The following is a 12,725-nucleotide window of genomic DNA, read 5'->3' on the forward strand; positions in this document are numbered from 1 at the left end:
GCATCCAATGCCTCATGGCATTTGATTTTTTATTAGGCTGTAGCTTCCCTAATCATGTTTTTAGCAATAATAATTTGTTGAACTTGCGTAGTTCCTTCATATAGACGGAACAAACGCACATCGCGATAAAAACGCTCGATGGCATATTCACTGATATAGCCTGCACCACCGTGAATCTGTACACAGCGGTCAGCAACGCGTCCGCACATTTCAGTCGCAAACATTTTGGCGCATGATGCTTCTGTGCTAATGTTTTCGCCATTGTCACGACGGCGAGCTGCATCTAAAACCATACATTTAGCTGCATAAATCTCGGCTTTTGAGTCGGCAAGCATGGCTTGAATCAACTGGAAGTTTGCAATAGGTTGACCAAACTGTTTACGCTCAATCGCATAGTGCAATGCGTCGTTTAACATGCGTTCGGCAACACCCACGCTATAGGCACCAATGTGCAAACGCCCTTTATCAAGCACTTTCATGGCCGTTTTAAAACCAACACCTTCTACGCCACCAATCAATGCAGAAGCAGGCACACGGCAATTTTCAAAAATCACATCACAAGTGTGCGAACCCTTTTGCCCCATTTTTTGGTCAATTTTGCCCAACGTAATGCCTGGTGTATTGGCCTCGACTAAAAAAGCTGAAATACCACCAGACCCTTTAATTTCAGGATTGGTTCGAGCCATTACGGTAAAAGTTGCAGCATGAGGTGCATTGGTAATAAAACGTTTGGTGCCGTTTAACACATAAAAATCACCGTCTTTAACTGCGCTGGTTTTTAAAGAGGCAGCGTCAGAGCCAGATTCAGGCTCGGTTAAACAAAATGAACCAATAATTTCGCCACTTGCATAACGAGGTAAATATTTTTGCTTTTGCTCTTCTGTGCCATCAATCAAAATTGCACTTGAGCCAATACCGTTATTAGTCCCAATTAAAGAACGAAAAGCTGGTGAAGTTTGTCCAAGTTCAAATGCAACTCTGACTTCTTCTTCCATGGTGATACCTAAGCCACCATATTCTTCGGGAATTGTAAGACCGAACAAACCAAGCTCACGCATTTGCTGCACAATGTCATCCGGAATTTTGTCTTTCTCTACCACTTCGTTTTCACGAGGGATCAATTCATTTTTTACAAAATCTCGAATTGTTGAAAGTAACTGCTCCAACATCCCTTCATCACGGATCATCTGTGATCTCCCTTTTTATGTATTTCCATCGTACCCATCAGCCATCTCCAGCTAGTCTGGATACCATGTTTTAAATCTTGTTTACTGCGGATGTGTTTCATAGTACGAGAACGAAAATATAAATTTCAAGCTTTTTTGAAAATTAATTTCGTTTAACGAAATTTAAAAAATCACCATTACTCAATATCAATAACTTAGCTTATTTAATAAATCATAATTGCTCTAATGGACTAAATAAGACTTGAAATAAATTCCAAAATAAGCATCATAAAAGGAATATAGTTTTGATGTGCGAAACAAGGAATTCAAAAATGAGTGTATCAATAGGGAATAATTTCGTAGAAGTCGACTTTTCTATTCAAAAAATAGCGATTGTAAAAATAAACCGACCTGAAGCAAAAAATGCACTGAATACAGAGGTTCGCAAACAACTAGCACAAGCTTTTACCGAATTAAGCTTTAACGATGAGATCAATGCTGTTGTGCTCACAGGTGGTGAAGAAGTCTTTGCCGCAGGCGCAGATCTAAAAGAAATGGCAACCGCAACTTCCACAGAAATGTTACTGCGTCATACCGAACGTTATTGGAATGCTATTGCCCAGTACCCTAAACCAGTCATTGCTGCTGTAAATGGCTATGCATTAGGTGGTGGCTGTGAACTTGCAATGCATGCTGACATTATTATTGCTGGTAAAGGCGCGACTTTTGGTCAACCAGAAATTAAAGTCGGTTTAATGCCGGGTGCTGGTGGTACACAACGTTTATTTCGTGCTGTCGGTAAATTCCATGCCATGCGCATGATTATGACGGGTGCCATGGTGAAAGCCGAAGAAGCTTATACCATCGGTCTTGTTTCGCAAGTCACCGAAGATGACCAAACTATTCCAACTGCGATTCAAATGGCGCAAAGCCTCGCAAAAATGCCTCCTATTGCCCTGCAACAAATTAAAGAAGTTGCCTTAATGAGCGAAGATGTTCCATTAAATGCAGGCTTAACGCTAGAACGAAAAGCATTCCAGTTGTTGTTTTCTACCGAAGATAAAAATGAAGGCGTTCAAGCTTTTATCGAAAAGCGTAAACCATCTTATCAAGGTAAATAACTTAAAATCATAATAACAAAGGAATGAAAATGGCCAGAAAAGTATTGATTAGTGCAGGTGGCTCAGGGATTGGACGATGCATTGCTGAAGTCTTTTTAAACAATCAGGATGAGGTTTTCGTTTGTGATATTAATGCTAAAAGCCTAGAACAATTTCAAAAAGATTATCCAAAGCTGCACATATATACCTGTGATTTAGCTAATCATGAGCAAATTAAACTCATGTTTGGTCATGCAGTTCAGAAACTTGGCGGTATTGATATTTTAGTTAATAACACAGGCATTTCAGGCCCGACTGTTGCTGCAGATGAGCTAAGTTTTGGAGATTGGAATACAGTTATAAATTTAAACCTGAATAGCACTTTTTTAATTACCCAATTAACAATTCCCTATTTAAAGAAAGCAGAAGCAGGCGTGATTATTAATATGTCATCTATTGCCGGACGCTTAGGCTATCCATACCGATTAGCTTACTCCACCTCAAAATGGGGGCTGATCGGTTTTACCAAAACCCTTTCTATGGAACTCGGTGCAGACAATATTCGAGTTAACGCTATTCTTCCGGGTGCAGTCGATGGTGATCGGGTTCAACGCGTATTACAGGCCCGTGCCGATGTAGCGCATACCTCACTTGAAGAAGTGACTCAAAATGCACTGAAAAATCAGTCACTCAAATATTTTGTCAATCCAAAACATATTGCAGATTTATGCCTATTTTTAGCATCAGATAGTGGCCGCTCAATTTCAGGACAAATCTTACCAATTGATGGTGATAAACAATGTTTAAGCTAAATCACCCAACCCTATTTTTCCGTTTAATTTCAAATATAGATCAATAATCAGGATGATCGACATGACTTATGATATTAAAAGCATGGCTGTGATTGGTGTAGGTGTCATGGGCAGTGGTATTGCTCAAATTGCTGCACAGTCAGGTCATACCACTTATTTATATGATGCCAAAGCAGGTGCAGCAGAACAGGCAAAAGAAAAACTGGCTGCTACATTTCAAAAGTTAGTCGACAAAAATAAAATTACATCTGAGCAAGCAGCAGCAGCAAATAACCATTTAATTGTCGCCCATCAAATTGAAGATTTAAAAAATTGCGACCTGATTGTAGAAGCAATTGTTGAACGCCTCGATATCAAACAAAGCTTGATGCAACAACTTGAAGACGTTGTTTCGGATAATACTATTTTAGCCTCTAACACTTCTTCTCTTTCTATTACAGCGATTGCTGCAAACTGCAAAAAACCTGAGCGTGTTGTAGGCTATCACTTCTTTAACCCAGTTCCACTCATGAAAGTGGTCGAAGTCATTCGTGGTTTAAAAACAGACCCACTTATTATTGATGCTTTAAACGATTTATCTCGTGCATTTGGTCATCGTCCTGTTGTAGCGAAGGACACCCCTGGATTTATTATTAATCATGCAGGTCGAGCTTATGGCACCGAAGCACTCAAAATTTTAAATGAAAATGTCTGTGATATTAGTGAAATTGACCGAATTTTACGTGACGGCGTTGGTTTTAGAATGGGTCCTTTTGAATTACTCGATTTAACTGGCCTTGATGTCTCGCATCCGGTGATGGAGTCGATTTATCACCAGTACTATGAAGAAGCCCGCTACAGACCGAACCCGCTCACCAAGCAAATGCTAGATGCCAAGCAACTTGGACGGAAGGTCAATCAAGGTTTTTATAACTATGAAACCGGTTCAAAAACAGGTGAACAATCTGCCAAATTTGTAGAGCGTTTAGCGCAATATCCAAAAGTTTGGGTAGCTGCCGATTTTTCAGACGATAAGAAACAGCTCGAAGATTATTTAACTCAACACAATATTGTCCTAGACACCAATTCGGAACCACAAACAGATAGCTTATGTTTGCTCGCTTGTTACGGTGAAGACACAACCCAAGCGGCGACCCGCCTAGGCGTTAACCCCGAACAAGCTGTTGCTATAGACATGCTTTATGGCATTGCAAAGCATCGAACCTTGATGCCTTCACTTGTTACCAAACCTGAATACCGACAAGCCGCTCACTCTATTTTCAATCTAGATGGAAATGTGGTGAGTATGATTGCTGAAAGTATTGGCTTTGTTGCGCAGCGTGTTTTAGCAATGGTCATTAATTTAGGCTGTGATATTGCCCAGCAAAATGTTGCCACGGTAGATGATATTAATGCGGCGGTACGTCTTGGCTTAGGCTATCCATTTGGCCCAATTGAATGGGGTGATCAAGTCGGCAGCCAAAAAATCTTACTCATTCTGAACCGTATAACAGCACTTACGCATGACCCACGTTACCGCCCTAGCCCGTGGTTACAGCGTCATGTCGCACTTCATTTACCTCTTACTTTTACTCACGAGTCTTGAAAAGGAATTTCTCAATGTTAAATGCATATATCTATGATGGTTTGCGTAGCCCATTTGGCCGCCATGCAGGTGAACTTGCCTCAATTCGCCCTGATGATTTAGCAGCCACCGTCATTCAAAAACTATTAGAAAAAACTGGTGTTCCGGGTGCTGATATTGAAGATGTGATCTTAGGCGACACCAATCAAGCGGGTGAAGACAGTCGTAATGTGGCACGAAATGCATTATTACTTGCAGGTTTACCAGTCACTGTACCGGGCCAGACAGTAAACCGCCTATGTGCTAGTGGTTTAGGCGCTGTCATTGACTCAGCACGCGCCATTACTTGTGGTGAAGGCGAGCTCTATATCGCAGGTGGTGTAGAAAGTATGTCACGTGCACCCTTTGTGATGGGTAAAGCAGAAAGTGCTTATAGCCGTGATGCAAAAATTTATGACACCACCATTGGCTCTCGCTTTCCAAATAAAAAAATTATTGCTCAGTACGGCGGACATTCAATGCCTGAAACAGGTGATAACGTTGCAGCCGATTTTGGTATTAGTCGTGAGCAAGCAGACTTATTTGCAGCCCAATCACAAGCTAAATATCAAAAAGCCAAAGAAGAAGGTTTCTTTGCCGACGAAATTACTCCAATTGAGGTTTTCCAAGGCAAAAAATTACCCCCTAAACTCGTTTCTGAAGATGAACATCCTCGCCCAAGCTCAACTGTTGAAGCACTCACAAAGTTAAAACCACTCTTTGAAGGTGGCGTGGTCACTGCCGGTAATGCTTCAGGTATTAATGATGGTGCAGCAGCACTTTTGATTGGTTCAGAAGCGGCAGGTCAAAAATATGGCTTAAAACCAATGGCTAAAATTTTGTCAGCAGCAGCTGCGGGTATTGAACCACGTATTATGGGTGCAGGCCCGATCGAAGCCATTAAAAAAGCAGTTACTCGTGCTGGCCTTACTTTAGATGACATGGATATTATTGAAATTAATGAAGCGTTTGCTTCACAGGTTTTATCTTGTTTAAAAGGTTTAAATGTTGATTTTAATGACCCGCGTGTGAACCCCAACGGTGGTGCAATTGCAGTTGGTCATCCACTTGGTGCCTCTGGCGCTCGTCTTGCGTTAACAGTAGCGCGGGAGTTAATTCGCCGTAAGAAAAAATATGCCGTGGTGAGCCTATGTATTGGTGTAGGCCAAGGTCTTGCAATGGTGATTGAAAACGTTTCATAACCATTGAACCAGATATCCATTCATCACAACAGCGCAGTGATGAATGGATTTATTTTGCAGAGCGAAATATAATGGCAAAACTATTGCTTTAATTATATTTGAGGATCGAATGTCTCAAAACACGGAAACTGAGAAACCAATAAATTTTGATGAGATACGTTTAGATCCTATTTCGCATATACATCGAGAAAATAACCCGCAATTTATTGCTTCTTTAGCGCGCGGTTTAGAACTTTTAAGATGCTTTTCTGCAAATAATCAGGTGCTTGGCAATCAAGAATTAGCAAAAATGACAGGTTTACCTAAACCGACCATTGCACGTATTACCAATACCCTTGTGTCATTAGGTTATTTAAAACAATTGCCTAACTCGACCAAATACACACTAGATATTGGTGTCTTATCTTTAGGATACGCAGCATTATCTAACATCTCGATTCGTAATATTGCTCATCAATATATGGAAGAGATGAGTCAGTATGTTCAAGCGCCTGTGGCGATGGCAACGCGTGACCGCTTAAATATGGTGTATATCGATGTTGTGCAAATTGAAACTGCATTAAATATGCGCCGTCCAATTGGTTCGACTTTGCCAATCCATAGTAGTTCAATGGGCCGAGCATGCTTGGCTGCGACCCCTGAACGTGAGCGCAATTTTCTACTTGATGCATTGAAACAAAAAAATCCAGAAAACTGGCCAGCCATAAAACGTTCTTTAGAACGAGCTTTCCGTGATTACCAAGATTATGGATATTGTTTGTCTTTAGGTGAGTGGCATAAAGAAGTGAACTCAGTGGCTGTACCTTTGGTCAGCTCGAAACACGGTCTTTATGTTTTTAACTGTGGTGCGCCAAGTTTTCATTTAAATCCGGAAAAACTTGAAGGTGAAATTGGACCACGTTTAATCCACATGGTGCACAACATTCAAGATGCTTTGAATGAAACGCATTAACAGTCGTGCTTAAAATAGTCATGGTTGTGTTGATTAAAGGTCCACTTTCATTATGACTAAGGCATGATGAAAAACGCACTCTATACCCCAACCATTATTTTAATGGCAATTGCCGCAGGCATTTGTACAGGTGGAAATTATTTTAGTCAGCCACTTATTCATTCAATTAGTGTAAGCCTAGATTTAACCGAAACGACTACAGCGTGGGTGCCAACTCTAGCCCAAATCACCTACGCATGTGGCTTACTCTTTTTAATGCCGTTGGGAGACATAATAGAAAAGCGCAAGCTGCTATTTATCTTTATGTTATTGGCTTCAAGTGGATTAATTATTAGCGGGTTTTCGCACAATATTTATCTTTTACTGCTTGGCACCATCATTACTGGTCTATTTTCTAGTGCAGCCCAACTGTTATTACCGCTTGCTGCAAGTCTGGTTCCGATTCAACAAAGCGGCCGTGTGGTTGGCTTTTTACTGAGCGGACTGATGATGGGGGTTTTACTCGCCCGTTCCCTTTCAGGGCTGATGTCTACGCTTTTCGCTTGGAATATTATTTATCTGGTCAGTGGCTTTTTGTTACTTATTATTGCCATTATTTTGCATCGTAATATCGGGTTATTTCCACCAACCAAATCTGAAAACTATGCAAAAACTATTCGCTCTTTACCACAGATTTTTATTCAAAGCCGACGGTTAAGAACCAGAACTTATATTGGTGGTTTTACATTTGCTTGTGTAAGTTTAACCTTTACCACCATGTCGTTGCTTTTGGCTCCAGCACCCTATTTTTTTAGCGACTTTACCATTGGCCTTTTCAGTTTTGTTGGGGTATTAGGGACGTTCGTTGCCAATTTTTCAGGTAAATTTATTGATCAAGGCTACATTCATAAAATTTCAATTTATTGCGGCATTGGGCTTATTTTAAGTTGGATTCTTTTTTCACTTTTACCCTACCATTTCGCTTTTTATATTATTGCCTTACTTATTCTCTACGCTTCTCTTTCTGCTGTGCATGTCACCAACCAAAGTATTGTATTTAAACTTAATCAAGAATTACGTTCGCGGTTTAATGCCATTTATATGACAGGTTACTTTGCTGGCGGCGCTTTAGGCACAACGGCAGGAAGTTATGCCTGGAAACACTACGGTTGGACAGGTGTCTGTATTTTAGGTTTAATTTTTGCCGTTTTATGTCTTTATTATTGTGTACGTGATGCAAAAAATCAGCACAATTAAAGCTTGTGCTGATCTTATATAAAGTAGGCTAATGGTTCGTTATAAAAGCCCTAATAACCGACCACGAATAATATCTTCTGCCTCTTTGACAATTCGGCTGACCAGTTCATCACATGTCGGAATATCATGAATCAAGCTTGCGACTAAACCGCATGACCATGCGCCAGCATTAACGTCCCCATCAATCATGACTTTGGGATAGACGCCCGCAACTTCTTCAATAATATCTTCAAATTTAATGTTATCGCCAAGTGCTTTTTCTTTTGCTACGATTTTTTCTACAGCAGCATTATTCATGACACGTTCTGTATTTCGCAAAGCACGCATAATTAAACGCGTGTCTCGTTCGGTTGCATTCAAAATCGCCTGTTTCACATTTGCATGTATGGGAGCTTCCTGAGTCGCAATAAAGCGCGTTCCCATATTAATTCCATCGGCTCCCATCGCTAAAGCAGCAGCGAGTGAGCGTCCATCTGCCATTCCACCTGAGGCAACAAACGGAATTTCTAATGCATCGGCTGCTAAAGGCAATAAAATCATATTTGGCACGTCATCCTCACCAGGATGCCCGCCACACTCGAAACCATCTACAGAAACCGCATCACATCCAATTTGCTGAGCTTTTAAGCTATGTCGAACCGAAGTACATTTGTGAATTACTTTAATGCCAGCAGCTTTTAAATACGGCATGACTTGTTCAGGATTACGCCCTGCTGTTTCTACGACCTTGACTCCACCTTTAATAATTGCTTCTACAAAACCCGGATAATCAGGGGTATTCACCGTAGGCAAAAAGGTTAAATTTACCCCAAAAGGCTTATCAGTCATTTCACGGCAACGTGCAATTTCTTTTGCCAGATTTTCAGGTGTACGCTGAGTTAAGCCAGTAATAATACCTAACCCACCCGCGTTAGAAACCGCAGCAGCAAGCTCTGCAAAACCAACATAATGCATACCACCTTGAATAATTGGATGCTCGATTTCAAATAGTTCTGTAATTTTGGTCTTCATATTATTCCCACTCACTGTTCTATAGCTAGCTTCTCATTTCCTTAGCAGAGCTAGATGCTTATTTACACATAAATCTTATCATCATTTAAAGTGACTTAAGGTAAAAATTTCACAATACAAAATTTTATACCACAATATAAAACAAAATAATTGATAACGGAATTGTTTTTCGATAGCATTATTTTAATAAGTTTAAATTTTAGACGGAAAGTTATTTAAAGGAATGAATAATGCAGCAGGACAATAAAACCCAAAGCGAGCTTAAAACAGGCACAATTCAACAGCGTTTAGATAAACATATACTAACGCTCACCATGAGCAATCCCACTAAAAAGAATGCAATTAATTATGAAATGTATGCAGCTTTAAGTCAGGCATTAGATGAGGCTGCAACTAATCAAGATATTCATGTCGTTGTGCTTGCTGGTGAAAACTCCGCATTTACTAGCGGCAATGATGTCAATGCATTTGAAAAACGCGACGCATCAAGTTCCGAACCACCCGCTTCGATTATTTTCTTAAAAAGCTTAGCAACGTTTCCAAAACCGATTATTGCTAAAGTAAATGGTGTGGCAATTGGCATTGGCAGCACTATGCTTCTACATTGTGACCTTGTGTATGCAAGCCAAAATTCTATTTTTCAGTTTCCCTTCGTGAATTTGGGACTTGTACCTGAAGCGGGTTCAAGTTACATCTTGCCAAGACTATTGGGCTTTGCTCGAGCTTCGGAAATTATTTTACTCGGTGAAAAGTTTTCGGCAGACCAAGCAAAGAATTATGGTCTGGTAAATGAAATATTTGAGGCAACTGAACTGAATCAAGTGATTGAAGATATAGCAATTAAACTTGCTCACAAACCAAGCCAAGCCTTACAGCTCAGTAAAAAGTTACTAAGAGATATGCCAATCGATGATCTACTCAATCGTATTGACCATGAGTCGACTATTTTCTCGCGTTGTTTACAAGGTTCCGAGTTTAAAGAAGCATTAAGTGCTTTCAAAGAAAAACGGAAACCGAACTTTCACAACCAAACAGTCTAGATACACCTACTAAAAAGCCAGCATTGAAGATCAAAGCTGGCTCTTATAAATAAATTAAATACGTTTAACTAATCTCAGTACGAATATTATTCACCATGTGTAAAAGACGCGGTGCAATATCTTCTTCGAGTTTTTCACGGTTCATAATGAAACTTGGACCACCACAGTTAAACACCAGCAAACCATGTTGTTCATGAATAAGTGGGACTGCAACCGAATTTACATCTTTATGCCATTCGCCGATTGAAAAACAGTATCCAAAATCTTGGTAGTCTTTAAAAGCTTTGTCTAGATCACGGTTAATTTTGATCCAGTCTTCTTTGTGTTTGCTACGGATGGCATCAAGTAAAAATTCTCGTTCATCTTCAGGCATTGCGGCTAAACATGCACGCCCCATAGAACTTAAATGAATCGGTAAATAGGTTCCGACTTGACGGCGCATGGTCATATTGCCTTTGCCTTGTACCACATCAAGATAAATCATGTTCAGTCGATCGCGTGTTGCCATAGCTACAGCAGCGCCCGCATAGTCTGCCAAATTTTTCATATATGGATGAGCAATAGAACGAATCGATACGTTAGACAGCATCGAATAACCAAATGCAAGAACACCTACTGAAAGCTGGAATTTGCTTGAGTTAGGCACTTGTTTGATATAACCCAAACGCGACAAGGTATGTGTAAGGCGAGTAATGGTTGGTTTTGGCAAACCTGTCATTTGAGCAAGCTCTTGGTTACCCAAATGTTGATGCTTCGGTGTAAAACAACGTAATAGCTCTAAACCACGTGCTAATGCAGTAATAAATTGGCGATCATTTTCATCCTGCATGTCTTCAATCGGATGTAATAATTCATGCCTTAAAGGCACTAATAATTTTTCTGTCTGTTCTGCATCAACTGCGTCGTTCATTGTCATACCAATCCATATTTTGTTTCGCACTGCGAAAATTATAATCTATTTTTTCTATAAATAGCAAAAGAGCAAACATCCGAGTCTGCATCTAAAAGATAACTTCATTTAACTCATTAAAGCGAAAGATTAAATATTTTATTTTCTGATTTTAAATATAATTTTAACCTTCCGCTTTTAAGCCACCTACCCAATTACGCCCTTTTCTTTGAGCTCAGCCAGTTTTTCTGAAGAGACCACTCTTCCCAAAACGGCCTGCGTATGTTCACCCAACAGTGGCGGTGCTGTTTTGTATTCAACGGGTGTTCTAGAAAGTTTGATTGGTGACCCAATTACCTTCAATTTCTCACGTTGAGGATGGTTCATTTCGACTAACATTTCTCGGGCAATCACTTGAGGCTCTTGAAAAGCTTGTTCCAAGTTATTGATTACACCTACGGGAACTTTAGCCGCATAGATTGCATCTACCCATTCATCTGCTGTTTTTGTTAAAAAGTGAGTTTGTAAAATCCCGATAATTTCATCACGATGCTTAATCCGGTCTGCATTTCTGGCAAAACGTGCATCATTTGGTAAATCGGGTAAACCAATACTTCGACAGAGTTGAATAAACTGAGTATCATTTCCACATGCAATAATAAAATCACGGTCAGAAGCTTTGAACACTTGATAAGGCACAATATTGGCGTGTGCATTGCCATAACGTTTAGGGATATTACCCGATGAAAGATAGTTCATTCCCTGATTCGCCATTGTGGCAATTTGAACATCAAGCAAAGCCATATCAATGTATTGGCCTAAACCTGTCACATGTCGGTTGAGTAAAGCAGCCTGTATGGCAATCGTAGAATAAAGTCCTGTAGCTAAATCAGAAAATGCGACCCCTACTTTTTGTGGACCGCCACCCGGCAAATCATCACGCTCACCCGTGACTGACATAAGCCCGCCCATGCCCTGAATAATAAAGTCATAACCAGGCTCTTCTGCTCTTGGGCCAGTTTGACCAAAACCTGTAATCGAGCAATACACCAGTTCAGGGTTAATTGCAGATAAAGACTCATAGTCCAAACCGTATTTTTTTAAAGAACCCGCTTTGTAGTTTTCAATCACGACATCGGTGTCTTGAATGAGGGCTTTAATCAATTCTTGACCATCAGGACTGGCAATGTCGATGGCAACAGATAGTTTATTGCGGTTAGTAGACTGATAATAAGCAGCTTCTTGAGTGTCTTGGCCTGAGTCATCTTTCATCCAAGGTGGCCCCCAAGAACGGGTATCGTCACCGACTTTCGGTCGTTCAATCTTGATTACTTCTGCACCTAAATCGGCAAGAATCTGTCCACACCAAGGTCCAGCCAATACCCGACTTAAGTCAAGCACCCGAATTCCATTTAAAGCACCCATCTTCATCCCACTATATTTTGTGACTTATTTCCTATAGGAAAACTTATCCATTTAAAATTTCGCATAGCGATATATATTTTTAATATACACAGCTCTTTTTAAAAATCAAACTTTAATTTTCCACTAAAAATAATGATTTTTTATAAGAAAATATAGCTCAAATAAATCAATAAATTAGCCAAACATAAATCAACAACAAAGTATCGCATTGCGAAATTAATTTTCAAAATATATTGTTTTGCGTTCATCGTTTGATTACTATCGCTTCAAATATTGGTGATTTTACGAA

The 12,725-nt window shown here is 40.0% G+C and carries 11 protein-coding genes; 7 read left to right on the plus strand and 4 right to left on the minus strand.

Translation table 11 applies throughout. The annotated features are described in order from the left end of the window. Window positions 1-32 precede the first annotated feature (32 nt). Window positions 33-1,187: an acyl-CoA dehydrogenase family protein gene (locus ACYU0V_RS10890; protein WP_000617391.1), complete on the minus strand. Its 1,155-nt coding sequence runs from the start codon at window positions 1,185-1,187 to the stop codon at window positions 33-35. A 311-nt stretch (window positions 1,188-1,498) separates the two neighbouring features. Here ACYU0V_RS10890 and ACYU0V_RS10895 point away from each other — a divergent pair, with 311 nt between their 5' ends. The 6 genes from ACYU0V_RS10895 (at window position 1,499) to ACYU0V_RS10920 (ending at window position 8,071) form a co-directional block, all read left to right on the plus strand. After that, window positions 1,499-2,287 carry an enoyl-CoA hydratase gene (locus ACYU0V_RS10895; protein ID WP_461847430.1) on the plus strand — a complete coding sequence of 263 codons (789 nt, stop codon included), beginning with the start codon at window positions 1,499-1,501 and terminating at the stop codon, window positions 2,285-2,287. A 29-nt stretch (window positions 2,288-2,316) separates the two neighbouring features. Beyond that, window positions 2,317-3,078 (plus strand): SDR family oxidoreductase, encoded by a 762-nt coding sequence (locus ACYU0V_RS10900; protein WP_000101928.1) that lies wholly within the window; start codon window positions 2,317-2,319, stop codon window positions 3,076-3,078. 61 nt (window positions 3,079-3,139) lie between these two features. Further along, the gene (locus ACYU0V_RS10905) at window positions 3,140-4,663 is read left to right on the plus strand and encodes a 3-hydroxyacyl-CoA dehydrogenase (RefSeq protein ID WP_461847432.1); all 1,524 of its coding nucleotides are present in this window, start codon (window positions 3,140-3,142) and stop codon (window positions 4,661-4,663) included. A gap of 14 nt (window positions 4,664-4,677) precedes the next feature. Beyond that, window positions 4,678-5,883 carry a 3-oxoadipyl-CoA thiolase gene (locus ACYU0V_RS10910; protein ID WP_017385561.1) on the plus strand — a complete coding sequence of 402 codons (1,206 nt, stop codon included), beginning with the start codon at window positions 4,678-4,680 and terminating at the stop codon, window positions 5,881-5,883. A 109-nt stretch (window positions 5,884-5,992) separates the two neighbouring features. Further along, entirely contained in the window at window positions 5,993-6,835 is an 843-nt protein-coding gene (locus tag ACYU0V_RS10915) for an IclR family transcriptional regulator (RefSeq protein WP_000081480.1), read from the plus strand. A 63-nt stretch (window positions 6,836-6,898) separates the two neighbouring features. Next, entirely contained in the window at window positions 6,899-8,071 is a 1,173-nt protein-coding gene (locus tag ACYU0V_RS10920) for an MFS transporter (protein ID WP_416658685.1), read from the plus strand. A 39-nt stretch (window positions 8,072-8,110) separates the two neighbouring features. Here ACYU0V_RS10920 and ACYU0V_RS10925 read toward each other — a convergent pair whose 3' ends face one another. Then, on the minus strand, window positions 8,111-9,082 hold the full coding sequence (locus tag ACYU0V_RS10925; protein WP_461847434.1) for an NAD(P)H-dependent flavin oxidoreductase: 972 nt from the start codon (window positions 9,080-9,082) through the stop codon (window positions 8,111-8,113). A gap of 230 nt (window positions 9,083-9,312) precedes the next feature. Here ACYU0V_RS10925 and ACYU0V_RS10930 point away from each other — a divergent pair, with 230 nt between their 5' ends. Then, on the plus strand, window positions 9,313-10,122 hold the full coding sequence (locus ACYU0V_RS10930) for an enoyl-CoA hydratase (RefSeq protein ID WP_461847435.1): 810 nt from the start codon (window positions 9,313-9,315) through the stop codon (window positions 10,120-10,122). Window positions 10,123-10,186: 64 nt separating this feature from the next. Here the strand turns inward: ACYU0V_RS10930 and ACYU0V_RS10935 are convergent, their stop codons facing one another. Next, window positions 10,187-11,032, minus strand: coding sequence for an IclR family transcriptional regulator (locus ACYU0V_RS10935; protein WP_461849938.1), 846 nt, complete (start codon window positions 11,030-11,032; stop codon window positions 10,187-10,189). 186 nt (window positions 11,033-11,218) lie between these two features. Beyond that, window positions 11,219-12,436 carry a CaiB/BaiF CoA transferase family protein gene (locus ACYU0V_RS10940; RefSeq protein WP_461847436.1) on the minus strand — a complete coding sequence of 406 codons (1,218 nt, stop codon included), beginning with the start codon at window positions 12,434-12,436 and terminating at the stop codon, window positions 11,219-11,221. Between the last annotated feature and the right edge of the window lie 289 nt (window positions 12,437-12,725).

This window comes from Acinetobacter sp. X9 (genome assembly GCF_054889255.1).